A 24,914-nucleotide genomic window follows, 5' to 3' on the forward strand; every position below is an offset into this window, starting at 1 on the left:
ACATCAAGAATCAAGAGGTTGAAGAACGCCGGCAAGAGCAGATGCAACTGGCGGGGTTGTAAATAGCCCCCTCTGGGGGCTTTCACCATACCACCCGCTATGCGGGTGGTTGCTGATTTTGAAAGGGTGGAGTGTTTTTGTACCTTGCAGGGCATGACCAGCTTCTACTAGTGAAATTACTGCTCCCCCTGTGCCGAGTGGGCTAACAAAGGCTTCCTTGGTTAAAGAGTTCTGCTGAACATTAGAAATAACTCTAATACTTGTACTTTCCTCTATTATTCGAGGATTAAAGTTTTTATATGGAGATAGTGAGCATGCGCCAACCAATAAAGCTCCAGCTAATACGAAAATCTTCTTGATCATTTCTATCCTAAAAACATACAACTTAAGAAAGTGGATATGTTACAGCAAAAATATATATTAGCGTTCATTTATGACGTTATTTATGTAGCTATAAAGGGAGGTATTTACAAATTCTTTAGTGTGAGAGATTTATGACGGTAGCATTTAGAGCTCAGTGTCATTCTTTACCCTTAATTTAAAAGAGATGACGCATGACCAAATTCACTTTCGATATGGTTGCAGCAGTCAAAGCTTTGTGTAAGGGCAAAGACTTCAATGGCAAAGGTGGCATCTTGCCCCCCCTGATTGCATTTGATTATTAATTTTGCAGCCAAAAGGGGGGCGTAAGTCACTTCTCCCCGCGCTTGTTGATTTTTTGCCTCTTTTTCTTTTGGCTGATGAAATTGAGTTTAGAGTGGCGGTGTTAGCTGAGGCGGGCTCTAGACTCATTGAGAGTTTTACAAAGTGAAAAAATCTTGAAGTACTTTGAAAGGGTTTTTCATGGCTCTGATAGAGTCTTGGAGGTTTTTGTGTATGAACTCTTTGGGTTTATTTGTACTTGTCTACTAAAACAGTGACCTCCGCGGAGAATAATGTCGTGAGGCCGTTTTTTTTAGTGTCTGCTGAAGGTAAGAGATATTAAGAGAGAGAAAAGAGAGTTTCTTTTAACTTATTTGAGGCAAATAGATTTAAGGTTGGGAATAAACTGAAGTGTTGACGCCAAATTAAACAAAATGAAATATAGCCTGTTTTATTCGATTAATTGACACCTGATTAAGCCATAAGCCAGACTATTTTTTGAGTCTTGATTAAAGAGTCTCAGGTTCAACTTTGAAGTTATTGGGTGAAAGGAGATATCAAATGCCACAGCTGGCTAGAGGCTTGTCCCAGATGGTTTTGCTCTTGTCTGCCTTAGTCTTAGGAGGGCAAGCAAGCGCATCCGAAACGGTGAAATTTCCGCCATTAAAGGATTTCTTCCATTCTCTGAAGCTGGAAATATCTTTCGATAGAACTCTCGCTAATGTCAATCACGGCGCAAAAATGCTAGAGCCGCCTATTAATTATGGAGATGTGATACTTATTACAGGTTATGTGTATCCAAAAGGCACTTGGATTGCGAATGGTTGTCCCGAATTAAATTGTGGTGTAAATCCAAGCGGAGGGGCTGAGTATCCTAATGATCAGATTGGCACGATTATATGCAACGGCAACTTTTTAAATGATCCTTTTGTTGGATTTCAAAATCAGGACTATGGGGAAGAAGTTGGCCTCTTCAATTTGAACATATCCTTTGGCGACGGAGAGAATATGCTAGAGCTTCGGGGAAAAACTCTTCTCGGGATCTATGGTAGTAATCCTGCACCGTTCTCTGTATTAGGCGGAACAGGTATCTTCAGCAAGGCTGCAGGTGATGCTCTGGAAGTCATGATAATACCAAATGCTTCTGGCGCATTTAATTTTATTGTAGATCTATCAGGGCTTAGAAATGTTAACCCCTGGCTGCTAAAGCATCTCATCGACGGATAAGAGTGTTAAACCTTATTCAACTTCTGTAATAACGGGTTCAATTGAAGCCAAGCAGCAAAAAAGCTGTCGATCATTCCTCCCCGCACTTGCAGGTTTTAGAGGCTCTTTTGGCTGATGAAATTGAGTGTGGGGTGGGCCTGTTAGCTGGTGGGCATAAGCGCCAACCAGGATTTCAGAGAATGAACATTTACGACGCTGGAATACATCGAAGTCGAAGGGGGGGCTGTGCCCACTGGGGGACGTTTCTGGGCCAAAAAATTTCTTCGGCGACACTTTAGTTAGTGATTTTTTGACGCTTAATTGTACCTAGTGGAAATAATAAAAAACCCGCGAAAGCGAGTGCTGACGCGGGTTTAAATATGGTGCCCGGAGGCGGAATCGAACCACCGACACGGGGATTTTCAATCCCCTGCTCTACCGACTGAGCTATCCGGGCTTTGCGATCTTGCTGGGCTTCCCCTGCGTCGCGAGGCGCGTATTAAAGCCTTATCGCGGGGCTGAGTCAACCCCTTGATTGTAAAAAGTTTTTTTTCTTTTACGGGGAGGCTTTGCGGAGCCTGGTTACTGCTGTTCCGGGGGCACGTAGCCGTCGGCTGCGTCGTACTCTTCACCGCTCAGGAACTTCATCATCTGCTCGCTCAGGTAGGCGCGGCTGGAGGGTTCCATCATGTTGAGGTGCTTTTCATTGATCAGCATGGTCTGGTGTGACATCCACTCCTGCCAGGCTTTTTTGGAAACGTGCTCGAAGATATCCACGCCTTTGGGGCCGGGGAAGGGCGGCGCGTCCAGGCCTTCCAATTCCTCTTGGTACTTGCGGCAGAATACGGTTCTGGACATGGACTCCTCCTGGTTCTAGTCGGCCGTAGTTGGGGCGAGCAGGGGTGCCTGCAGCGCCAGTAGTTGTTTTGCCAGCTTTACGATAGGGGCCGGTAACCCCAGTTCCTGGGCCGCGCGGGCGCGGTTTAGGTGTCGCAGTTTATACCAGCCGGCGCCGCTCTCTGCCACCTGTGCGGGGACTTTGTCGAGCTGTACCCACAGCGGGGTAATATCCAGGTGGAAGTGGGTAAAGGTGTGGCGCAGCAGCGGTAGCGTGTGTATTTCACTGGCGCGCCAGCGCTGTTGTTTGAGCCAGGCCTTGGCATCTTCTGCCTGTGGAGGACACCAGAGGCCACCCCAGATACCGCTGGCGGGGCGCTGCTCTAGATAAATTTCGCCCTGGTATTCCAGTAGTAACAGGGTGGCGCTGCGCACCGGTTTTTCCTTGCGCGGTTTTTTGCCGGGGTAATCCTGCGGATTGCCTTGGGCGTGGGCCACACAGGATTTCTTTAACGGGCACTCTTCACAGCGGGGTTTGCTGCGGGTGCACAGGGTGGCACCCAGATCCATCATCACCTGGGTGTAATCGTTAATGCGTTTGTCCGGGGTGTAGGTCTCGGCCAGCTCCCACAATTGATTGACCACGGCGCTCTGCCCCGGCCAGCCTTCCACGGCGTGGAAGCGCGCCAGTACCCGTTTTACGTTGCCATCCAGAATCGGCGCCCTGAGTCCCATACTGATACTGGCAATGGCGCCGGCGGTGGAGCGGCCAATGCCACTCAGTTCGGTGAGCGCTTCTACATCCCGTGGGAATTCCCCACCGTGTTTCTGCAACACCGTCTGCGCACACTTGTGCAGATTACGCGCACGAGCGTAATAACCGAGGCCGCTCCAGTGGGCCAGCACCTTATCCAGCGGCGCGGTGGCGAGGCTCTCCAGGGTGGGAAAGCTCTGCATAAAGCGCTCGAAGTAGGGGATTACCGCGCTGACCTGGGTCTGCTGCAGCATGATCTCGGAAACCCACACGCGATAGGGATTGATATTCTGCTGCCAGGGCAGGTCCTTACGCCCGTGTTTGTCGAACCATTTGAGAGCGGCGTTTTGGAACTGCTTTGGGGTCATGGAGATACTGCAGGCTGGAGTTTGTGATGGAAACCTTGGGGCCGTGCACGAGTTAACCTTGGTGCACCTTGCCTGGGCTTTAACGGCGGAAGAGATTTTTCATGGTTTCTCTCAATTCGTCGACCTTTTCTTCGGCCTAATCGTCATATTTTTTCTTGGCGTTGTAGAAAGTGATGTTGTCGAGAGGCATCCCCTGATCCTGGCTACGAATAATCTGGGGGAGCCTTCATTAGCGTTGCGTACACTGGCGTTAGTGTCTCGATCACTCAGGTGAAAATGCGATGAGGGCAGGCCTTGCTGCCCATCTTATCTAGCTCAGGTCTAGCTCAGGCTGAGCAGCACAGTGACGGCCTCCGCTTAGCGATTAGACCTGAATGCCCTCTTCCGGCACATAGAAATAGCCGACAAAGCGATAATTGGTGGCAGCCATGCCATAGTTATGGTTTGCGGTCTCCAACCGCTTGGGCAGAATTACAAAACCGGGCCCGTAGTTTTTCACCCCGTGAGCGCCGGGTTTGTGAGTCCAGTAGCCGGTTTCCGGGTCCCGCCGGTACCAGTGGTGGTCGGTTGTGGACTTATACAGGGCAACACAGTAATAACCCTTGGTGAAAGGCGGGGGATCATTTGCTGGGGCGTTGGCTACATAGGCCATACCATCGCGTTTGGCCCCCTCAATCAGACGGGCATTGTCCAAGCCCGCGTCATAGCCGGAGTAGGAGCCGGGGTCTGGCTTGCCCCTATGGGGCTCCTCGCAGTTTGCGGCCCAGGCATAGCAGTTCACGTGGTGGTTACCCCAGGCCTCCTCTCCAGGTGTATTTTTTGCCGCATTCGTAACCAGCTTGGTAATCACCTGCTTGGATTTATTGTCTCGATTCCGTTCCAGTAGTAATGGCATTTGTTATTCCTGTTATTTGACCAATTAACCCCATAGAGTTTGAACGGATTTTGGGAAAAGAAAGTGCAGGCAATAAGGAAATTGTCGCGCGATGAGAAAAAACTCAGCCGATGTAAAAAAAGCTTGGGTGATCTCGGCGCACTTGATGGCCATCCCCAGGCATAAGCTAAGGACTGCACTAAGTCATTCGCAATAACACCGCCTTTTAAGTGGCTTATTCGAATTCTCTTTGCCCGGTTATTTTTCGCTCTTGTACTTAAAGCGGTATTTTTACAACTGCTTTGGAGTTACGGGAAGGATTGCGAAACTGAATAGCGTGGGATATTTGGGTTGGAGTTGCGCACCGGGCGGAACCCGGTGCGGCTTGAATTAACGGCCGAAAAGATTTTTCAGTTTGTCTTTCAGCTCGTCGACTTTTTCTTCCACTTTATCGCCATATTTTTTCTTGGCTTTGTATTTCAGCTCCTCGCGTAACAGGTCGTCGAGGCGGCGGCTGTCGGGTTTACAGGTTGTTGGGCCCACATCGTCGAAGTCTGCTTTGCAGCGTAGGGGCAGCGGGCGGTTACGCCAGCGCTTGTTCTTTACGGTGCAGCCATCGGCAGAGGTGCTCTCGCCCACGAGGGCGAGGCCGAGGGCAAAGTCGAAGTCCTGTTTCTTCAGGTCTACCTCGCCGTCGCCGGTCATGGCGATATTTTCGATACCGGCGAGAATTTCGGTCACTTTCACTTCGTCACCTTTCACCGCGATGGTGGCGCGCACATCTTGCAGATCGGTCTGGGCGGGCCAGTTCCTTTCCGGCAGCGGAGTATTCTCGGCGTAGCTGAACAGCTGGCACATATTCTTCTCCAGATTGAACGGCGCTATGGATAGCTCCTTACTGGATACATTGACGGCGGCACGCAGGTTCTGCTGTAGGTCTGTGGAGGTCTTGCCTTTGGTCTGTCCATCCCAGTTGACACTGGCTTCACCGGCTACCTGCACCTTTTCACTGGGGAACAGCGCCTTCTGTACCTTGCCGATATCCACACCGACCAGTCCGCCGCGTACCTGCCCCTCAGCAGTTTGGGCGCGGGCATTGAACTGGCCGTTGCTATTGAGCTGGCCGCCATAGAGGTCGGCACTGAGTTTCTGCAGTTGGTAGAGACCGTTATCCACGGTGAGTTGGATTTCCGGGCTGTCCAGTTGCAGACCGGCGGCCTGTAGCTGGTCCAGGACCAAGCTGATATTGGCGTTAAAGCCACGCAGCTCACTGAGAGGTAGAGGTTCGCCGGGCACCTGCTGTTCGCCGGCCTTGGATTTGGTTTTCTTCTCAGTCTGCTGGGCGCTCAGCGTTTCTGCGGATGTCGGGGTCTGGGTAGACTCTACACTTTGTGTGGTGGCTTCGGTGGAGGGCGCCTTAGTTGCTGGTTCTCCGCTTGTTTTCTCGCCCTTCTGGGCATTCTTTTCATCTGTGGGTGGCAGATAGTTGTCCAGGTTGAAGGTACCGCCGCGCAGGCTCAGATCGAGTCCCGGCATCTCAGCATTGCGTACCTGAGCGTTGCCGTTAAAGGTAGTGCCGTCGATCTGCAACTGCAGGGGGGTCAGGTTGAGTTCCTGTTCGGTACCTTCGATGCTGGCTTCGATATTTAGCTTTTGCAGTGCGGCGCTGTCGCGGGTCACTACTTCGCTGCCGGTCAGTTCCAGCCAGGGGCGTAGGGGATCGGCGCTGGCGTTCAGGTTCATCTGTACGCGCCAAGGTTGGTTGCCGTTGTCGCGGCGCACATAGCCACGCAGGTGCAGGGTGGCCTTGGCGTTGTTATCGGAGGTGGCAATTAGCTGCAATGGCTGCAGGCGCAGGCCGTTGAGGCCTTCATCCAGGGCCAGGGTGCTGTCCAGTTTCAGCTTGAGAGGGTGGCGCAGGTCAGTGCCTGTCACACTGGCATCGGCGCTGAGCTGACCGGGTTCGCCGCCGGGCACCAGGTTGTCGGCGCTGATACTCAGGTTTTCCACCTTATACGCTTTGCCGGAGCGGGCGTCGCTGTAGGAGAGCAGGCCCTTTTCAATACGCAGTTTATTCAGGCTGAGCTCAACCTGTTGCTCGGCTGGTTTCTCTGATTCCTTGGGGATCTCCAACTTGGGAGGTTGCTTTTTCTGCGCTTCCAGTGCCTCGCTGATCAGCTCCCAGTTACCGCGTCCCTCTTTATCTACCGTGAGTTCGATCTGCGGTGCCACCAGTACGATTTCCTCGGCTTCCACCCGGCGTTGCAACAGAGGCTTGAGGGCGACACCCACGGCGATTTTATCGGCGCGCACCAGGGTTTCTTTGGGCAACTGTAATGGGGCCATGGTGACATCGTTTAATTGCAGCCCTACCCGGGGCCATAATTGCCAACCGATATCGCCTTGTAGTTGCAGTGAGATTCCCTGTTTAGCGGCGAGTTTTTCCAGTTGCGGCTTGTATTGATTGATGTCGAGGCCGGCCAATAGCCAGGCGACAGCGCCGGCGAGCAGCAGGAATACGACCAATAGAGCGATAAGTGTGCGCTTGATCCAGGCCATGGAGAGAATTGTCCCTGTGTTTTTTAGAAGGTACTTCGAGCGTGTTTCAATACTTCAGACGCCGCGGTGGGGGTTGATGTTCCCACAGGTTGTCACCGAGAGCCTATCCGGCAAGTGTAGGAGATGCAGCCCCGCGGAGCTGGGTGCGCCGCGGGGCCATTGAAGCAGTTGTGGCTTAGAAAATAAACCGCACGCCGGCTTCAATACTGCGGCCTGGCGCCGGGGCATAGTCACGCAGCAGGGAGGTGGAGTTGCGGATTTCCTCGTCAAGCAGGTTGCGGGCACTGGCGAAAAGTACCATGTCGTTACTGCCGATGTTGAGGTTGTACTCGGCGCTCAGGTCCATGCGGGTATAGCCATCGGTGGGTTCTTCATGGGTGCCGGCGCGATCCTGGTCCGCCGCCTTAACGGTGCGCCATTCCCAGCCCCACTGATCGTACTCGGCACCCAGGGCCAGGCCCATCCGCAGCGGCGGCATACGCGGTACATCGGTACTTTCGCCGGCGATGGCATCATCGAAGCTGGCGCGCACCATATCGCCAAACAAAGTCACGTAGTAACCGCTCTGCAGGGGAAAGGTCACCGAGGCCTCGGCGCCGTAGAAAGTCGCATCGCGGTTGGCGTAGGCGTAGACCGGCAGCGCCTCTTCCTCGCCGCCGGTATTCTGCGCATAGATATAGTCGCCGATCTGGTTGTAGAAGACACTGGCCTCGATCCGCGCAGCGTGCCAGCCGCTGGCCGCTTCGTTGTGGTGGTGATAACCCAATTCCAGGTTAACGCCACTCTCTTTGTCCAGTTCGCTGTTACCTAATAGGTAGCGGGACTCCGCCAGATGGGCGCCATCGGCAAACAGCTCCTCAGCCACGGGGGCACGCTCGGAGCGAGTGGCACCAAAGCTAATATGCTGATGTTCGGCGAGGAAGTACTGCAGCGTGGCGCTGGCGCCAATCAGGTTGTAATCGCGGTCGTCGGCGGTGTCCGGGTTTATATCTACTCGCTCCAGGCGCGCGCCAAGGTCCAGGTGCCAGTCTCCCCACTCGCGTTCTTTCATGGTAAAGAACCCTGCGCTGCGGGTGCGCGAGGGCTGGATAAAGGCTTCGTCGCCAACTGCGGCAAAGTCTTTGTCGGTCAATTGCAGGCCGTAGGCACCCCGCCAGCTGTTGCCGGCATCGTGAGTTATTTCAATCCGGCTTTCCCAGGCCTGATTGGTGAAGCGGGTGCCCGGGTTGCCGGCATCAAGCTCCACATGTTCGTAATCGTTGTAGCCAACGCGCAGGCTCAACTTGTCCCAGTAATCATCCTCGAAACGGTGCTCACCTTTCAGGTCGTAGCGGGTTTGTGCCATATCGATACGCACTGCATCAATCTCACCGGCCTCCGCGTGCTCTTCATGCTCATCGTGGTCTTCGTCTGCATGATCCCCATCGTCATGGTGGTGCTCATGGGTACCTAGGGGAATGCCGTAGTTATTTTCCAGGCGGTTTAGGGAGAAGCCGATAAAGCCGTTGTCGGTGATCCAGGAGACGCCGCCGCTATAGCTGTGGGCACGGGCATTGGTGTTGCCCACATAGCCATCGGTGTTGAAGGCTTCCTCGTGCTCGTCTTCGTCTCCGGCGTGCTCTTTGTGTTCATGGTGTTCTTCATGCTCAACGATGGCGAGGCCCGGAATATTGGTGTCGTTATTTTCCCGGTAGACCCCATCGACATACCAGGCCAGCTGTCCGGTGCCGCCGGTGAGGCGAAACACGGAGGCATCCTGGTTGTCGGCGGTGTTGTGGCGCAGTTCCACTGCTCCCTCTATTTCCTCCGGTACGGCACTGGGGATACGCCCGTCGGTAATATTCACCACACCGCCCACGGCACCACTGCCATAACGCAGGGCCGCGGGGCCGCGCAATATCTCGATGCGCTCGGCGAGCAGGGGTTCGATGCTGGCGGCGTGATCGGAGCTGGTGTTAGAGGCGTCGGACACATCCAGGTTGTCACTCAGGATTTTTACCCGATTGGCGCTCTGGCCGCGGATAACCGGCAGGCCCACGCCACTGCCGAAAGAGGCGTTGGCCACACCGGGTTGGTCTTGCAAAGTCTGGCCCAGGGTAGCAGCTGCGGATTTGCGCAGTGCATCGCCGGATAGAATGGAAACCGGTGCCGCCACGGCATCGGCGGGTTTGTCCAGTGGCGAAACGGTGACGTTAACTTCTTCCAGTGCCGGGTTGTTTTCAGCGGCGTAAATAGCGGGTGCAGCCAGGCTGGCAATGGCTAGGGCCAAGGTATTGAACTTGATCATTTGTTTTTTATTTCCTGTCACAGGCGGATGCTGCCTTACGCGTACTGGCGCGGGCATCCACAAAGCAAATTGTTGGCTTTTTTAGGGTTAGCTGAGAGACAGGAACAGGGGAGGGGCTCGCGCGCTCTGGCGCTCCGGCTGGCAATCGCGCGCTGCTGGCGCAGAGAGCCGGATGTAGTGGCTTTGGGGCGCAGCCTGAACGAGTAGTAGCTCACTGCCGAGTGCTGCGGGGGAATGCATGCAGCACAGGTCACACAGTTCCACTTGGTTGTTACCGAGGTGGAAATGCTCCGCCCACAGCGGCTGCGCTGCTACTAATGCAAGTAGCAGGAACAGGCTGGCCCAGTAATGGGATTTCCGGCGTTTTAGAGTAACCATAGGCCGCATGATAGGTGCAAATGGTTACGAATCAAGTTTCATCTGACACTAGCGGACCACAGCGGGCATCATTCATCCTATAATCTGCGCCCTCTGTCTAATTGCTCAAAAAAGGAACGCTTTCGATGCGCAAAGCTAGCGTCACCCGCGACACTCTGGAAACCAAGATTCAAGTCAGCGTCAACCTGGATGGCCAGGGGCACGGCCAGTTTTCCACCGGGGTTCCTTTTCTTGAGCATATGCTCGACCAAATCGCCCGACACGGCATGATTGATATGGATATTCGCTGCGATGGCGATATTCATATCGACGACCACCATACAGTGGAAGACATCGGCATTACCCTCGGCAAGGCCATTACCCAGGCTTTGGGAGATAAGAAGGGCATGACCCGTTACGGCCACAGTTATGTGCCCCTGGACGAGGCGCTCTCCCGCGTGGTGATCGATTTTTCCGGCCGCCCCGGTCTGGTGATGGATGTGCCCTTTACCCAGAAGCGCATCGGTAATTTTGATACCGAGCTGTTTTATGAATTCTTCCAGGGCTTCGTAAACCACGCGCTGGTGACTGTGCACATAGATTGTTTGCGCGGCCACAACGCCCACCATCAGGTGGAGACCGTATTCAAGGCCTTCGGCCGCGCCTTGCGCATGGCGCTCACCCTGGACCCGCGCATGGCCGGCACTATGCCCTCTACCAAGGGGGTGTTGTGATGGGCAAGATTGCGGTTCTCGATTACGGCATGGGCAACCTGCACTCGGTTGCCAGTGCTTTGGATAAGGTGGCGCCGGAAGCCGAGGTGGTGCTGGCGCAAACTCCACAACAGGCCCAGGGGGCTGAGCGCTTATTAGTACCGGGCGTGGGCGCTATTCGCGACTGTATGGCGGGCTTTGTTGAAGCGGGTTTTGCGCCGCTGTTGAAGGACGCTATTGCGGCGGGCACTCCGGTATTGGGCATTTGCGTGGGTATGCAGATCATGATGCGCCACAGCGAGGAGAACAATGGTATCGACTGCCTGGACATCTTCCCGCAACCGGTGAAGTTTTTTGGCAACGACCTGCCGCTGGCAGCCACCGGCGAACGCTTAAAAGTGCCACATATGGGCTGGAACCAGGTGCAACAAACCCGTGAGCATCCGCTGTGGGCCGGCATTGCCGATGGCAGCCGTTTCTATTTTGTGCACAGTTATTATGTGCCGGCTGAAGACAACGGGGCTTTGGCTGGGCGCACCGATTACGGTGTGCCCCTGGCGGCTGCAGTGGCACGGGAGAACATTTTCGCCACCCAGTTTCACCCGGAGAAGAGCGCCGATACTGGCCTGCAACTATTAAAGAACTTTGTCAGCTGGAATGGCCGGGCCTGAGCCCCGCCGACGATTACTGACTTCGATAACCACCGCCGACGAAAGGCAGAGCATGATTGTAATTCCCGCTATCGACTTGAAAGACGGCCAGTGCGTACGCCTGCGCCAGGGCGAAATGGATGACGCCACCGTATTCTCCGACGACCCACTGGCGACCGCCCAGCACTGGGTGAACGAGGGGGCCAAGCGCCTACACTTGGTAGATCTAAATGGTGCCTTTGCCGGTAACCCGGTCAATGGTGAAGCGGTCACGGCCATCGCCAAGCAATTTCCTCATTTACCGGTGCAGATTGGCGGCGGTATCCGCGATTTGCACACCATCGAACGCTACCTGGATGCCGGGGTGAAATGGGCCATTATCGGCACCGCTGCAGTGAAGCAGCCGAAGCTGGTCGAGGAAGCCTGTCGCGAATTCGAGGGACAAATTATCGTTGGACTCGACGCCAAAGATGGGCTGGTAGCCACCGAGGGCTGGGCCGAAGTTTCTGAGCTGAAAGCTACCGAACTGGCCAAGCGTTTTGCGGATTGTGGCGTCAGTTCCATTGTATATACCGATATCGCCCGCGACGGCATGATGCAGGGCGTGAATATCGAGGCCACCCTGGAGTTGGCCCGAGCGGTACAGGTGCCGATAATCGCCTCCGGTGGAGTCAGCAGCATTGAGGATATCGAGCAGCTGTTGGAAACCGGTGAAATTTACGGCGCCATTACCGGCCGAGCTATTTACGAGGACAAGCTGGACCTGCGCGCGGCGCAGCAGCTCTGCGATCAACGGAGCAAGTAATGGCACTGGCGAAACGTATTATTCCCTGCCTTGATGTCGATGCCGGACGCGTGGTGAAGGGTGTTAATTTTGTCGATATCCGCGATGCCGGAGACCCGGTAGAGATCGCCCGCCGCTACAACGAGGCGGGTGCGGATGAAATCACTTTCCTGGATATTACCGCCACCCACGAGCAGCGTGACACCATACTGCACACCGTGGAAAAGATGGCCCACGAGGTGTTTATTCCTCTCACCGTGGGCGGTGGCGTGCGCACCCTGCAGGATATTCGCAACCTGTTGAATGCCGGTGCGGATAAGACTGCCATTAATTCCGCAGCGGTGAAAAACCCCGAGTTCGTGCGCGAGGCCGCCGAGCGCTTCGGCAGCCAGTGCATCGTAGTGGCGATTGACGCCAAACAGGTGGGGGAGAACCGTTGGGAGATTTTTACCCACGGCGGGCGTCAGCCCACCGGCATAGATGCTGTAGCCTGGGCGAGACAGATGGCGGAGTATGGTGCCGGAGAAATACTGCTCACCAGTATGGACCGAGATGGCACCAAAAATGGTTTCGATCTGGCCCTGACCCGCGCAGTAAGCGAGGCGGTGCCAGTGCCGGTGATCGCCTCTGGTGGCGTCGGCAACCTGCAACACCTGGCTGAAGGGGTTTTACAGGGGGGCGCCGATGCGGTACTGGCGGCTAGTATCTTCCACTTCGGCGAGTACAGCATCGCCGAAGCCAAGGCCTTTATGCAGGAAGCGGGGATAGAAATGCGCCTCTAGACCAGGGGACTGGCGCTCGATATGAAGGAATTGGCGTTACGGCCGGGGGCGGGTGCGCTGGCGGCGGGCCGGAGCCCGCCGCGCGCCGTTACTACTGTTCATCTGCGCGCGCAAAGCGTTCGTGCAGACCCCGGTCCCTGTGAGCGTAGAGATTCAGCCCTTTAAGTACATTGAGTGCTTCGAAAATCTGGTTGTCGCGATCCATCCAGTTGTCGCGCTCCCCCTCTTCCCGTTCCCGTGCGCGGTCTTGCGAGGTGCGGTCTGCACCACCGTTACCATTGTTCAAATGTCCGGCCAGGTCTGCCTCGGTGGGCCGTTGCATGTCTTTCAGGGGGGTGACCTTGGCTCGCTCAACAACGATATCCGGCGTGATGCCCCGGGCCTGGATGGAGCGCCCATTGGGGGTGAAGTAGAGTGCGGTGGTGAGCTTGATGGCACGCTCGTTATTGATGGGGATGACCGTCTGTACCGAACCCTTGCCGAAACTGTCGGTCCCCATCACCACGGCGCGGCGGTGGTCCTGAAGGGCACCTGCGACAATTTCCGCCGCTGAGGCGGAACCGGCATTGATCAGTACCACTAGCGGGGCGCCTTCGGTCAGGTCGCCGGGTTCGGCAGAATAGCTCAGATTGGCGGCTTCATTGCGGCCTTCGGTGTAAACCACCAACCCTTCTTCAAGAAAAGCGTCAGCCACTTCCACCGAGGACTGCAGCACACCGCCGGGGTTGTTGCGCAGGTCGATGATCAGACCCTTGAGAGTGCCTTTCTTCTGGAGCTTGATCAGCTCTTCCGCCACATCGGCGCCGGTATCCAACTGAAACTGGCTGATGCGCAGATAGCCGTAGCCTTCGTCGAGCATCTTGCTGCGCACACTGCGCACGCGCACGGTGTCGCGCTTGAGGGTGACATCGAAGGGTTCCTTGTGGCCCTTGCGTGCGATGGTGAGGGTGACGCTGCTGCCCTTGGGCCCACGCATCCACTCCACCGCCTCGTCCAGGCCGACCCCTTTCGTTGATTTGCCCGACAGCCGCAGTATCACATCGCCCGCCTTGAGGCCGGCACGGGAGGCTGGGGTGTCGTCCATCGGGGTGATAACGGTGATGCGGTTGTCTTCGATGCCCACCTCAATTCCGAGGCCGGCAAACTCACCGGTGGTGTTGGCCTGCAGGTCGTCGAAGGAGCGGCGGTCCAGGTAGGAGGAGTGGGGATCTAGGCCCTGCAGCATGCCCTTGATGGCGTATTCCAGCAGGGTGCGGTCGTCTACCTCTTCCACGTAGCCCTGACGAATCTGCTCGAACACTTTAGCGAAGCTTCGCAGATCTTCGAGGGGGAGGCGCCCGCTATTTACGGTGGCGGCATTGGGTTGCTGGCCACCTTCGCTGAAACCCATCAATGGCAGGGTTGTGAGGGCGGCGGCTCCGAGAAATGTGGTGAGCGCCTTAGAGATGGACATATTGTTGTGACCTCTGCCTTATTTCTTCGCTGCTTTGCGAAAGTGTAGACCGCAGAGATTGGCAGGGATTCTAATGCACCGCCAAATTCTACTGTGTCAAAGGCTTAGTCGCGAAAAGCTCAACTCCCATACAGCGGCTTTAAGTACTGGCGCACGGGTGCGGCGCCAGATTAGAAAAACCGGTAAATCGTAGTTGGAAAAGACGGTGTTCGGTTAGCTCCGGCACCAGGCAGTGGGGTCCTGGGCTTGGCCGCGATGGCGTATTTCAAAATAGAGACCACTGTGCGCGAGGCCACCGCTGTTGCCGACCCGTGCGATAGTATCGCCACTCTCCACCCACTCGCCGATATTGCGGGTGAGGGATTGGTTGTGGGCGTAGAGGCTCATATAGCCGTCGCCGTGATCGAGAATCACCAGCATGCCGTGACCACGCAGATAATCAGAAAAGACGACGCGCCCGCGGTGCACCGCGCGCACGGGCTCTCCCTCGTTGGCGCGGATAGTCACTCCCTTCCAGGTAATCCCATTGGCGCGGCGCTGCCCGTAGGCATTGGCGCGGTGACCCTGAACTGGCCACTGCAATCTGCCCCGCTGCTTAGCAAAGGGCTTGTGTTGGTCCGGGTTGACCAGTGTGGCAATAGCGCGGCCCACCTCGTCAATCAGAGTCTGCAGGCGCTTGCGGTCATCCTGCAGCTGTTTGAGTTCGCCACCGCCATCGGCGAGCCGCGCTGCCAGTTTCTCCAGGGTGCGCTTGCGCCCCTGCTGCGCACTGCGCAGCTTGTCCTGGCGCTCCTGCAGCTGAGCCCGTTCCGCCTGCAGGCTGTTGCGCTCGCGCTCGATCGAGGCGGAAACCGATTCCAGCGAGGCGAGAGTTTGTAGGTAGTTGTCGATAACGCGGCTGCGTTCTTGGAGGAAGTAATCGTGGTAGCGAAGTTGGCGGGCGATGTTCTGTGGATTTTGTTGGTTGAGAAGGAGTTTGATCTGTTCTTGTCGGCCCAGTCGGTAAGCGGCGGCGATCTCCTGTTCGACCTGCCGCTGCATACTTCGTCGCGCCTCCTGCAGCTGCTTCTGCTCCTCTTGCAGCTCGCGCAGCTTGTCCGTGCGGCTGCGCATGTCTTGTCTGATCTGGTCTATGCGCCGGTGCAGCCCAGAGATGTCTTTCTCGTTCTCTTCCAGATCCTTCAGCAGCTGGTCGCGTTGACCGCGCACCTGATTGAGTTCCTGTTGCAGGGAATCGATGCGCTGCTTGATTTCTGTGAGGCGCGCCTGCTGGTCCGCCTCCGCCTGGCTCCAGGCGGGCAGTGACAACAGGGCGATCAGGAAGAGTACGAGAGTTTTCATCAGTCCATTTTTACCAAGCTGTGGCCGGTCATTTCCGCCGGCTGTGGCAGATCCATCAACGCTAACATGGTTGGCGCCACATCCGCCAGACTGCCTCCGTCACACATTTGCACATTGCGCTCGCCGATGTACACAAAAGGTACCGGCAGGGTGGAGTGTTGGGTGCTGACCTGGCCGGAACTGGTATCGAACATCTCTTCCACATTGCCGTGGTCGGCGGTGATCAGCACTTCGCCACCGGCAGCCAGGGCTGCGTTCACGACGCGCTCTACACACTGGTCCAGGGCTTCCACGGCTTTTACCGCGGCTTCGAAGACACCGGTGTGGCCGACCATATCGCCGTTGGCGTAGTTACAGATAATGGTGTCGTACTCGCCGCTCTCGATTGCTGCTACCAGCTTGTCGGTCACTTCCGGCGCGTTCATTTCCGGCTGTAGGTCGTAGGTGGCTACGTCTGGGGATTTGATCAGCTCGCGAGTTTCCCCTTGATAGGGTTCTTCGCGGCCGCCGCTGAAGAAGAAAGTCACGTGGGCATATTTTTCGGTTTCGGCAATGCGCAGCTGGGTCTTGCCCTGGGCCGACAGGTACTCACCGAGGGAATTCACCAGGTTTTCCGGAGGGAAGGCGCAGCTGGCGTGGATATCGGCGGCGTATTCGGTGGTCATGACAAAGTCTGACAGCTTGGGCTGGGCTTTGCGCTCGAAGCCGCTGAAGTCCGCTTCAGTAAAGGCGCGGGTCAGCTGGCGTGCGCGATCCGGGCGGAAGTTCATAAAGATCAGCGCATCGCCATCTTTGATGGGAGCGGGCTCGCCGATCATTGTCGGTGCGACAAATTCATCATTTTCACCGCGCTCGTAGGCGGCAGCTAATCCCGCCAGGGCGTCAGTGGCTTTGTGCTCCGCGGTTCCGAGGGTCAGCATATCGTAGACAGATTCGGTGCGATCCCAGCGCTGGTCGCGGTCCATGGCAAAGTAGCGGCCAGCCAAAGTGGCCATATGGGCATTGCCGACGGCATCGCAGACCTGCATCAGGCGCGCGATAGAGGGTTCGGCGCTGCGCGGGGGTGTGTCGCGGCCATCGAGGAAGGCGTGTACGTAGATAGCGCGGGCTCCGCGCTGTGCCGCCAGGGTCACCATAGCGACGATATGATCTTCGTGGCTGTGTACGCCGCCCTCGGACAGCAGTCCCATAATATGAACCGCACCGTTCTTGGTAATAGCCTTGTCCACCGCAGCGGTGTAGGCGGGGTTGCGGAAGAAATCGCCGTCTTTAATAGCCTTATTGATGCGGGTGAAGTTCTGGTAAACCACGCGGCCAGCCCCCAGGGTCATATGTCCCACCTCGGAGTTGCCCATTTGTCCTTCGGGTAGGCCCACCGCCATACCGGAGGTCTGAATCAGGGTTTTGGGGCGGGTTGCCCAGATGTTGTCCCACACCGGAGACTTTGCGGCACGAATCGCGTTGTACTCGGCATTGTCGCTGTGGCCGAAGCCGTCCAGAATCAGCAGGACTAAGGGGCGTTTGTGCGGGGCTTGCGAAGCGGCCATAGCGACGGGTTTCCTCTATCGGGTGGTTTGGATTGCGGACGCGGATTTTAACCCGTTCGGCCATCGTTTAACCATGTCGAATAGCGCTGGATGAGTCCATTAGCGTCTATGCGGGTGCCGCTGGGGTATCATTTTGCTGGTTAGAAATTCGCCACAATCGTGTATACTCCCGCCAGCTTTGGCGCAGCTGCGCCGTAACGATAACCACTATGGATTTTGGGGGCGGAGTGGATTTTTTCGTCTTTTTGAGTGAGCAGTGGCTGCTGGTCGGCCTGCTCGTGGCACTGCTTTATGCGCTGGTTCTGAGCGAGCGCTACAAGGCGGGTGTGCCGGTTTCCCTGCACGAGGTGACCCGGCTGATCAACAGCGATGGGGCCAAGGTATTGGATGTCCGCGATCGCAGCGAGTTTACCGCTGGGCATATCGTCGATGCCTTGCATATTCCCCACGGGGAAGTGGCTGAGCGCATCGCCGAGCTGGAACCCTTCAAAGATAAGGTGGTGATTGTCGCCGATAAAATGGGTCAGCACGCCGGGCCTGCGGGTCGCCTGCTCAAGCAGAAGGGCTTCCAGGTGCGCCGACTGCAGGGTGGTATGAGCGAGTGGACTAATCAGAACTTGCCTTTGGTCAAGGGCAAGGGTTAGTCCAGCAATTCAAGAGATGGCTTTAGGCGGAGTTTTGTTATGCAGGATGTTGTCATCTACACCACCCGTTTTTGTCCCTACTGTATTCGCGCCAAGCAGTTGCTCGACAGCAAGCGCGTGAACTATCGCGAAATCGCGGTGGACAACAAACCGGAGCTGCGCGCTCAGATGGCGGAAAAGGCCGGTCGCCGCACCGTGCCGCAGATCTGGATTGGCGATTACCATGTGGGTGGCTGCGATGAGCTGATGGCCCATGAGCGTGCAGGAAAGCTCGATAAATTGCTGAAAGCGGCTGGCTGATAAAGGTTGTCGCCGCGTGCCTCACGCGGCTTTGGATATTTGCTATTAATCCGGTCCGGGCCTTGAAACGGTATTTGCAGGCCCCCATCTGAAGGCTCATACAAGGAGTCTTTCTCACGGAAGGCATCAATAAACTTTTTATAAAAACAGGCAGTAACATGGCTGAAGAATTAAACGGCGCGGCAAACGCAGAGGCTCCACAAGTACAATTCGCGATGCAGCGCATCTACCTGAAGGATCTCTCTTTCGAGACCCCCATGGGTGTCGAGGTTTTCAAAAAACAGTGGAAGCCTCAGGTAAACCAGGAGCTGAACACCAAGACCGCCAAGGTTGACGAAGACCTGTACGAAGTGGCGCTGACGCTCACTATCACCGTGAAGCTGGAAGAAGACACCGCTTTCCTGGTGGAAGTGAAGCAGGCAGGCCTGTTCGGCATCAAGGGTCTGGAAGGTCAGCAGCTGGCTCAGGCTCTGAACACTGCCTGCCCGCAGATCCTGTTCCCCTATGCTCGCGAAGTGATCGACAATGCCGTTGTTAAAGGTTCCTTCCCGGCATTGATGCTGCCGCCGGTCAATTTCGACGCCCTGTTTGCTCAGGCTCTGAACCAAGCGCAGCAGCAGGCTGCTGAAGGTGCCCAGGCTAAAGCGGACGCATAATCCCGCCAGCTTGTGAGAAAGGTCCCATCAGGGGCCTTTTTTTATATCTGTTATTTGTGCACCTTGTGGACGCAATAGAAATAAATTCAGCTGGTCTCGAAACTTAGCCGGAGGCTGCCTATGCAATGGGATTTACCCAACCCTTTTATCCACAAGGTAAGGGTGGGGGCTGAGCATGTGGATGGTTTACACCACGCCAATAACGCCGAGTATGTGCGCTGGTGCGAAGCTGCTGCATGGGCCCACAGTGCCGCATTGGGCCTGGATGTCATAAATTACCAGGATCTCGATCGGGGAATGGCCATTCGCCACGGGCAGTATGACTATATACTGGCGGCGAAAGAGGGGGATGAACTGGTATTCGGTACCTGGCTCACAGAGGTAGACGGGCGCCTGAATATGACCCGCTACTTTCAAGTCTTTCGCGCCGCCGATGGAGCATTGGTATTGCGGGCCCAGTGGCGGTTGGTATGCATCGAGCTTTCCAGTGGTAGACCGAAGCGCATGCCGGCGATCTTCAAGGAAATCTACAGTCCGGCAGTGACTGCCCCGGAGGCTGAAAACAATGAGTGAAGAGTTTGTAACCCTGACAGAAAACACAGGGGCGCTTAAGGACAAGACCATCTTTATCACCGGCGCCAGCCGCGGTATCGGCCGCGCCATAGCGCTCAAGTGCGCGGCGGACGGCGCTAATATTGTGATCGCCGCCAAGTCCGCTGAGCCCCACCCGAAGTTACCCGGCACCATTTTTTCTGTGGCACAGGAAGTAGAGAGCGCCGGTGGCAAGGCCCTGGCCCTGCAGGTGGATGTGCGCGATGAGCAGCGGGTGGAAGATGCGATGGCTCAGGCGGCGGACAAGTTTGGTGGAATTGATGTGGTGATCAACAACGCCGGCGCGATTAATCTGACTAATGTGGAGTCCACCCCGCCCAAGCGCTATGACCTGATGCTGAACATCAATAGTCGGGCTGTGTATCTGACCGCGCACCTGGCGATTCCCTACCTGAAAAAGTCGGATAACGCCCATATCCTCAGCCTGTGTCCCCCGCTCAATCTCCAGCCCAAATGGTTGGGGCCCTTCGCGCCTTACGCGCTGTCCAAATTTGGCATGACCATCCTAAGCCTGGGATTGGCGGAGGAGTTGCGTGAGGCGGGGATCGCCGTCAATACCCTGTGGCCGCGCACTCTGGTGGCCACTGCCGCCATTGAGTTTGCGGTGGGTAATCGCGAGATGTTCGAGCAGAGTCGCAAACCGGCGATTATGGCCGATGCAGCCTACGAAATATTGGTCACAAAAGGGGCTGCTCTGAACGGGTGCCAGCTGATCGATGAGGAACTTCTGGTGGAACGCGGGGTAAAAGATTTTACCGACTATGCCCATAACCCCGATAATGCGGGGAATCTGACCAAGGATTTATTTTTGGACTGACGCTGGCGGGGGGGGTATTTCATGAGCAGCGACAGCAAGTTATTCAAAGACGCACTCGGTGAACTGGGAGACGTCAAACCGCTAGTGCAGGAGCGCCGTGTTACCTTGCGAAAGGAAAGCGAGCCTTCTGAGCGTCTCTTGCGTGAGCGCCGTGCCGCTGCGACGCGTTTGAGTGAGCGTGAAATGAATCCCCTCTCCGGTGAGTATATTGAGCTGGTGGCACCCTGGGACCCTATCGAGTTTAAACGTGACGGGGTGCAAAACGGTGTCTACCGCAATCTGCGCCTGGGCAAGTACACGGTGGATGCGCGCCTCGACCTGCATCGTCACTCGGTGGAAATGGCCCGTAGTGCCGTTGTGGAGTTTGTGCGCGACTGTGTCGCGGCGGATGTGCGCTGTGCGTTAATTACCCACGGCAAGGGTGAGGGGCGCAAGCAGCCCGCCCTTTTGAAAAGCTGTATTAATCACTGGCTGCCGCAGTTGCATGAAGTATTGGCATTTCACAGTGCGCAGAAACAGCACGGTGGCATGGGGGCTACTTACCTATTGCTGCGCAAGAGTGAACGCAAGCGTCAGGAGAATCTGGAGAGGCATCAGCGGCGCTTTTGAGGTCCGCTTTGTCATTTTTCTGTCATCTGTGAGAACTATGATGCGCGCCGAGGCTTTCCAATGCGAATGCGCATCTGACTCATCTTTTTGATTCTTCTTGATTGTGATATTGGCGACCCATTGGGTCGCCTTTTTTATGGCTGTTCCAGTGGTAGCGATACCAGCAACTCAGCGCATGATTTCATCGACCCGGTTAAATTCAAGCCGCGTGGCTCTGTCGTTACTGCTCAGGATCAGCTTGTCACCCACCACTTCGAGAAAGCGGGTTTTGCGCAGGGCTCTCAGATAATCGGCTTCCAGTTCATCACTGGGACGTCCGTTTCCCACCCTGGAAATGACCGGTGATCTGGGCCAGGAGAGTTCTCCGCTGTTCTCGAGGTAGAAGCGCCCCAAATAGGGATTGATGCCGCCATTGCCACGAACGTAGCCGAAGCGATCACAAGTAAAGAAGGGGCGTTCGCGCCAGAATTTTTTCCACAGTAGCGTGTACTCATAGTTGTTCTCGCCATCCTGCAGGTTCGATAGTATCCAGTCGTGCTCACAAGCGGACCAGGCCGGTTGTCTGAAAGGCTGAGGGGCTGGCTCATTGAAGGACATGCACCCGGAAAAAAACAGGCTCAATAGGGTTGGGACTACAAGCTGCAAGCGAAGGTGAGATCGCGGCATGATGTCGTTCTCATTGTTTTTGCGACATTTAATCGTAAAAGCTATCAGTGGTCTGTGGTGGTGTTCAAGATCCTGCCCTGACATATTCGATATAAATATCGCCGGAGGCATCGCGCAGGATTAAACGCTTCCCGCGGGACTTAGTAAATGCCTGGCGAGTTCCAGCAAGGGCGCGCAGGTAGGTGTTTTCCTGTTGTAGCAGGTTCTCTGGACCGCCCATCTTGGTGGAGGCGAAGCTGGAGCTGTCCCACAGCATCAGGCCATTGTCGGTAACCTGCAGCTCGCCGCGGTAAGTGTTGATGCCGCTGCGCCCCATCACATTGCCATCGAGGTTACACACGAAGGTAAAGTCTGCGGGCTTATGGATCGACACAGCGCCGCCATTAATGCGCAAACGCACCAACTGCCACTTCTTATTGCACACGGAGCTTGCCGTTCCCGCGCTCTGTACAACTCTGGCTTCTTCCACACTGTTCGATAGGCATCCGCCGATGACCAGCAGAGCCCCCATTAGCCACAGTTGCACCAACCTGCTCATCGGCGAGTTACTCCCTGACCCTTGCATCTACAAACTCGAACGGGCCTATCGACATAGCCTGAAACCCGGTCTACGCAAAGCTTAGTCGCTGCCCCCTGTTAAGAGACGTCAGGCATGACAAGCTATGCTTCCCCTGTGAAAGAAGGCGCTACCCAGGCGCAAAGTAAGGCTAGGTGCGGCATGATCCGACGGACAAAAATAGTCGCTACGCTCGGCCCCTCGACCGATAAGGGGGACACCCTGCATCAGTTGATCGCCGCTGGTGTGAATATTGTGCGCTTGAATTTTTCTCACGGCGAAATTGAGGAGCATCGTCGCCGTGCCGAACAGGTGCGCGCAGAGGCCGCCCGTCAGGGCTGCCATATCGCCATACTGGGGGACCTGCAGGGCCCGAAAATCCGCGTGGGTAAATTCACCGATGGCGGTGTGCAGCTCACCGCTGGTGCCGAGTTTATTTTGGACCCCTCTTGGCCCAGGGAGCGGGGAAGCAGCGCCGGGGTATCGGTGGACTATGCCGAGCTGGCTGGGGATTGTCGCCCGGGGGATATACTGCTTCTGGATGATGGGCGCCTCAGCCTGCTTGTAAAGAAAATTGATGGCCATGTGGTTACCACTGAGGTACAGGAAGGGGGCTGGCTCTCCGATCGAAAAGGAATTAACAAGCGTGGGGGCGGCCTCACCGCGCCCGCATTAACGGATAAGGATTTGCGCGATATTCGGGTTGCCGCCGATCTGCAATTGGATTATCTGGCGGTGTCTTTTCCCCGCGATGCGCAAGATATTCACCGGGCACGGGAGCTGCTGCAGCAGGCGGGAGGCAATAGCCAGATTGTCGCCAAGATTGAGCGGGCAGAGGCGATCTCCACCGATGAGCACTTGCAGGATCTGATTTTGGCGAGCGATGTGATCATGGTAGCGCGCGGCGATCTGGCTGTGGAAATTGGCGATGCGGAATTAATGGGGGTGCAAAAACTTTTAATCCGCTTTGCCCGCTACCTGAATCGCACGGTGATCACCGCAACCCAGATGATGGAGTCGATGATTTCCTGCCCAGTGCCCACACGGGCGGAGGTGTGCGATGTCGCCAATGCGGTGCTGGATGGTACCGATGCGGTAATGCTATCGGCGGAAACCGCTAGTGGGGACTATCCGGTTGAGACAGTGCGGCATATGGCAGAGGTCATTATTGGGGCGGAAAAACACCGTGCTACACAGAGACCCTCGGATAGTCTGCGCGGCGATTATCCTGCCGGTGATGCCTGTATCGCCATGGCCGCGATCACCATTGCCAATCACTGTCAGGATATTAAGGCCATCATCTGCCAGACAGAGACTGGGAATACCGCTCTTTTGATGTCCAGGGTGCGTGCGGTGATCCCGATCTATGCCTTTTGCCGGCACCGCAGGATTTGCAACCGGGTTGCTCTCTATCGCGGAGTCGATCCGGTTTTGATGGCGGTGGCGGGTATGGATGGACCATCGCGGGACAATAAAGCAATCAGTCATTTAAAGCAGCGTAATCTTTTGAAGGCGGGCGACTTTGTGCTGGTTTCCCGTGGCTATCGACAAGATACTGGTGGTCAGACCGATACCCTTCGGGTAGTCAGGGTTGAATAAAATTTTTCTTTCGCTCCCGGGCCAATTACTTCCGATAAAACTGAAAACTAGATTTTTTTCTTGAAAGGCAAGGGCAGCGCCCGTGCGATATCCAGTGAATTAAAACTTGTGTACTTTTAATAATTATCCATGCCCGAGACTACTTAAAATACTGAGTATTTTTCGTTTTTTCAGCAACTTGAATTTTTAACCTGATCGGGCACAGCGCACCAGGGTTTTGGTTTCCAGCTCTTGTTCAACACAGTGAAATTTTTTTCCGTTTAGCGATAGCGACTTTGGACTTCCCTGTGATGCAGTTGTGGCGCAACCGGCAATACCTGTTACCAGTGCTACGGCAAGCAGCGTCGGCAGGAGTTTTTGCACTGCAGTTACCTCACAGATTGAGCTGTATTTTCTGGGGTTTACGTCTGTCTTATCTCAGAGTAGAGGGAATAGCTGTCAACATGATGAATAAGGCGTCATTTTGTGAAATGTGACGACATCGAGGTAGAGATTATGAAAACAAACTATGTTTCAGTCTCTTTTTTAAATGCCCGGAGGCTTCCCTGTGCATTGTCAGTGGGTTATTGGTAAAGAGGTAACAGTAAAAATTAATAAGTGCCCCGCAGTTTATTGCAAAATTACAGGTATGAATTTTTTAAATAATTTTTTGAGAAATTATTGATTGGCTGGGAGAGAACAAATCTTTTAATGTCGATAACCAAAATAACCCGCGAAATACCAGTAGATTTATCGATTTGCACAGGCACTTCGCGGGCGATGTGAAATACCAGAACTCTCAGCTATTTCACGATTAAGTAAAGGCAGCTAAGCCTTAACGTCTTCTGTGATGGTGCCCACCGCGAATGCGGTGATAACCACGGTGTTGGGCGCGATAGCGCATTTGTGCAGCACCGGGGGAATTAAAGCGGTTGTAGTAGGGAAGCCCGCGATAATAATGCCTGGCCCGGTAGCGGGCATTGCCGCGGAAGCCAGGTACGCGGTAATAGGAATAGGCACCGCCATAGCCACCATAGTAGTACCCATAGCGCGGGGTTACCCGGTAATACTGGTAAACCGGCGTACGGTAAGAGACATAGATATTACTGGAGGGGTAGTAGTTGGGGGTTGCATAGGGGTAAACAAAAGAAGAGGTATAGGCTACTCCCCCCCCTCTATAGTAACCGCCATAGTAGCCACCGTTATAGTAACTATCGGTTGCACAAGCACCCAGGGTCAGGGCCGTGCATACCGTGACGGCAATGAAAGCCGTCTTAACAGCTCTATTCATAGTGCAATCTCCGGTAAGCGGAATTTCCCCC

General features: G+C 55.4%; 27 protein-coding genes and 1 tRNA gene. 13 read left to right on the forward strand and 15 right to left on the reverse strand.

The window, feature by feature from the left end; all coding sequences use genetic code 11:
• Positions 1–3 precede the first annotated feature (3 nt).
• Positions 4–363, reverse strand: coding sequence for a hypothetical protein (locus tag LC073_RS19935; RefSeq protein WP_226649158.1), 360 nt, complete (start codon positions 361–363; stop codon positions 4–6).
• 840 nt (positions 364–1,203) lie between these two features.
• Between LC073_RS19935 and LC073_RS19940 the strand changes: the two genes are divergently transcribed.
• Entirely contained in the window at positions 1,204–1,869 is a 666-nt protein-coding gene (locus LC073_RS19940) for a hypothetical protein (protein ID WP_226649160.1), read from the forward strand.
• Between the two features lie 360 nt (positions 1,870–2,229).
• Here the strand turns inward: LC073_RS19940 and LC073_RS19945 are convergent.
• The 3 genes from LC073_RS19945 to mutY all read right to left on the reverse strand — a co-directional run bounded on the left by LC073_RS19945 (position 2,230) and on the right by mutY (position 3,807).
• Positions 2,230–2,305, reverse strand: a tRNA-Phe gene (locus tag LC073_RS19945).
• 125 nt (positions 2,306–2,430) lie between these two features.
• Positions 2,431–2,706 (reverse strand): oxidative damage protection protein, encoded by a 276-nt coding sequence (locus LC073_RS19950; RefSeq protein WP_152455703.1) that lies wholly within the window; start codon positions 2,704–2,706, stop codon positions 2,431–2,433.
• A 15-nt stretch (positions 2,707–2,721) separates the two neighbouring features.
• On the reverse strand, positions 2,722–3,807 hold the full coding sequence (gene mutY, locus LC073_RS19955) for an A/G-specific adenine glycosylase (protein WP_226649162.1): 1,086 nt from the start codon (positions 3,805–3,807) through the stop codon (positions 2,722–2,724).
• On the opposite strand from mutY, the gene LC073_RS19960 reads away from it, so the two are divergent.
• Positions 3,806–4,081 (forward strand): hypothetical protein, encoded by a 276-nt coding sequence (locus LC073_RS19960; RefSeq protein ID WP_226649164.1) that lies wholly within the window; start codon positions 3,806–3,808, stop codon positions 4,079–4,081. The two genes, mutY and LC073_RS19960, sit on opposite strands and share 2 nt — an antisense overlap.
• A 90-nt stretch (positions 4,082–4,171) precedes the next feature.
• Here LC073_RS19960 and LC073_RS19965 read toward each other — a convergent pair whose 3' ends face one another.
• From LC073_RS19965 to LC073_RS19980, 4 genes are all read right to left on the reverse strand, one after another.
• On the reverse strand, positions 4,172–4,702 hold the full coding sequence (locus tag LC073_RS19965) for a hypothetical protein (RefSeq protein WP_226649165.1): 531 nt from the start codon (positions 4,700–4,702) through the stop codon (positions 4,172–4,174).
• 369 nt (positions 4,703–5,071) lie between these two features.
• Positions 5,072–7,240 carry an AsmA family protein gene (locus LC073_RS19970; RefSeq protein ID WP_226649167.1) on the reverse strand — a complete coding sequence of 723 codons (2,169 nt, stop codon included), beginning with the start codon at positions 7,238–7,240 and terminating at the stop codon, positions 5,072–5,074.
• A gap of 175 nt (positions 7,241–7,415) precedes the next feature.
• Positions 7,416–9,527: a TonB-dependent receptor gene (locus LC073_RS19975; RefSeq protein ID WP_226649169.1), complete on the reverse strand. Its 2,112-nt coding sequence runs from the start codon at positions 9,525–9,527 to the stop codon at positions 7,416–7,418.
• 87 nt (positions 9,528–9,614) lie between these two features.
• Positions 9,615–9,905, reverse strand: a complete 291-nt coding sequence (locus tag LC073_RS19980; RefSeq protein WP_226649170.1) for a hypothetical protein — start codon at positions 9,903–9,905, stop codon at positions 9,615–9,617.
• A gap of 125 nt (positions 9,906–10,030) precedes the next feature.
• Here LC073_RS19980 and hisB point away from each other — a divergent pair, with 125 nt between their 5' ends.
• The 4 genes from hisB to hisF are packed head-to-tail and all read left to right on the forward strand — an operon-like array spanning position 10,031 to position 12,813.
• Entirely contained in the window at positions 10,031–10,618 is a 588-nt protein-coding gene (hisB, locus tag LC073_RS19985) for an imidazoleglycerol-phosphate dehydratase HisB (RefSeq protein WP_226649171.1), read from the forward strand.
• A complete protein-coding gene (gene hisH, locus LC073_RS19990) occupies positions 10,618–11,268 on the forward strand; it encodes an imidazole glycerol phosphate synthase subunit HisH (protein ID WP_226649209.1) in 651 nt (216 codons plus the stop codon). Before hisB ends, hisH begins: the two co-directional genes overlap by 1 nt.
• A 52-nt stretch (positions 11,269–11,320) precedes the next feature.
• On the forward strand, positions 11,321–12,052 hold the full coding sequence (gene hisA, locus LC073_RS19995) for a 1-(5-phosphoribosyl)-5-[(5-phosphoribosylamino)methylideneamino]imidazole-4-carboxamide isomerase (protein WP_226649172.1): 732 nt from the start codon (positions 11,321–11,323) through the stop codon (positions 12,050–12,052).
• Entirely contained in the window at positions 12,052–12,813 is a 762-nt protein-coding gene (hisF, locus tag LC073_RS20000) for an imidazole glycerol phosphate synthase subunit HisF (protein WP_226649173.1), read from the forward strand. Before hisA ends, hisF begins: the two co-directional genes overlap by 1 nt.
• Before the next feature lie 91 nt (positions 12,814–12,904).
• Here hisF and LC073_RS20005 read toward each other — a convergent pair whose 3' ends face one another.
• From LC073_RS20005 to gpmI, 3 genes are all read right to left on the reverse strand, one after another.
• Positions 12,905–14,266, reverse strand: coding sequence for a S41 family peptidase (locus LC073_RS20005; protein ID WP_319004747.1), 1,362 nt, complete (start codon positions 14,264–14,266; stop codon positions 12,905–12,907).
• A 213-nt stretch (positions 14,267–14,479) separates the two neighbouring features.
• Positions 14,480–15,607 carry a murein hydrolase activator EnvC family protein gene (locus LC073_RS20010; RefSeq protein ID WP_226649174.1) on the reverse strand — a complete coding sequence of 376 codons (1,128 nt, stop codon included), beginning with the start codon at positions 15,605–15,607 and terminating at the stop codon, positions 14,480–14,482.
• Positions 15,607–17,154 (reverse strand): 2,3-bisphosphoglycerate-independent phosphoglycerate mutase, encoded by a 1,548-nt coding sequence (gene gpmI, locus LC073_RS20015; RefSeq protein WP_226649175.1) that lies wholly within the window; start codon positions 17,152–17,154, stop codon positions 15,607–15,609. Before gpmI ends, LC073_RS20010 begins: the two co-directional genes overlap by 1 nt.
• A gap of 227 nt (positions 17,155–17,381) precedes the next feature.
• Between gpmI and LC073_RS20020 the strand changes: the two genes are divergently transcribed.
• From LC073_RS20020 to smrA, 6 genes are all read left to right on the forward strand, one after another.
• Entirely contained in the window at positions 17,382–17,798 is a 417-nt protein-coding gene (locus tag LC073_RS20020) for a rhodanese-like domain-containing protein (RefSeq protein WP_226649177.1), read from the forward strand.
• Positions 17,799–17,837: 39 nt separating this feature from the next.
• Complete coding sequence (gene grxC / locus LC073_RS20025; RefSeq protein WP_226649178.1) at positions 17,838–18,098, forward strand: glutaredoxin 3; 261 nt, start codon at positions 17,838–17,840, stop codon at positions 18,096–18,098.
• A gap of 158 nt (positions 18,099–18,256) precedes the next feature.
• Positions 18,257–18,754: a protein-export chaperone SecB gene (gene secB / locus LC073_RS20030; RefSeq protein WP_226649179.1), complete on the forward strand. Its 498-nt coding sequence runs from the start codon at positions 18,257–18,259 to the stop codon at positions 18,752–18,754.
• Positions 18,755–18,874: 120 nt separating this feature from the next.
• Complete coding sequence (locus LC073_RS20035) at positions 18,875–19,327, forward strand: acyl-CoA thioesterase (protein ID WP_226649181.1); 453 nt, start codon at positions 18,875–18,877, stop codon at positions 19,325–19,327.
• A complete protein-coding gene (locus tag LC073_RS20040; protein ID WP_226649183.1) occupies positions 19,320–20,183 on the forward strand; it encodes an SDR family oxidoreductase in 864 nt (287 codons plus the stop codon). The genes LC073_RS20035 and LC073_RS20040 overlap by 8 nt, the downstream gene beginning before the upstream one ends.
• A 21-nt stretch (positions 20,184–20,204) precedes the next feature.
• Positions 20,205–20,792, forward strand: a complete 588-nt coding sequence (gene smrA, locus LC073_RS20045) for a DNA endonuclease SmrA (RefSeq protein ID WP_226649184.1) — start codon at positions 20,205–20,207, stop codon at positions 20,790–20,792.
• Between the two features lie 168 nt (positions 20,793–20,960).
• Here smrA and LC073_RS20050 read toward each other — a convergent pair whose 3' ends face one another.
• The gene (locus tag LC073_RS20050; RefSeq protein WP_226649186.1) at positions 20,961–21,458 is read right to left on the reverse strand and encodes an META domain-containing protein; all 498 of its coding nucleotides are present in this window, start codon (positions 21,456–21,458) and stop codon (positions 20,961–20,963) included.
• Positions 21,459–21,522: 64 nt separating this feature from the next.
• On the reverse strand, positions 21,523–21,996 hold the full coding sequence (locus LC073_RS20055; protein WP_226649188.1) for an META domain-containing protein: 474 nt from the start codon (positions 21,994–21,996) through the stop codon (positions 21,523–21,525).
• Between the two features lie 180 nt (positions 21,997–22,176).
• On the opposite strand from LC073_RS20055, the gene pyk reads away from it, so the two are divergent.
• On the forward strand, positions 22,177–23,613 hold the full coding sequence (gene pyk, locus LC073_RS20060) for a pyruvate kinase (protein WP_226649213.1): 1,437 nt from the start codon (positions 22,177–22,179) through the stop codon (positions 23,611–23,613).
• A gap of 186 nt (positions 23,614–23,799) precedes the next feature.
• Here the strand turns inward: pyk and LC073_RS20065 are convergent, their stop codons facing one another.
• A complete protein-coding gene (locus LC073_RS20065; protein WP_226649190.1) occupies positions 23,800–23,976 on the reverse strand; it encodes a hypothetical protein in 177 nt (58 codons plus the stop codon).
• Positions 23,977–24,427: 451 nt separating this feature from the next.
• On the reverse strand, positions 24,428–24,883 hold the full coding sequence (locus LC073_RS20070) for a hypothetical protein (protein WP_226649192.1): 456 nt from the start codon (positions 24,881–24,883) through the stop codon (positions 24,428–24,430).
• Positions 24,884–24,914 lie beyond the last annotated feature (31 nt).

The organism is Microbulbifer variabilis, from assembly GCF_020524905.1.
Classification (GTDB): Bacteria; Pseudomonadota; Gammaproteobacteria; order Pseudomonadales; family Cellvibrionaceae; genus Microbulbifer; species Microbulbifer variabilis_A.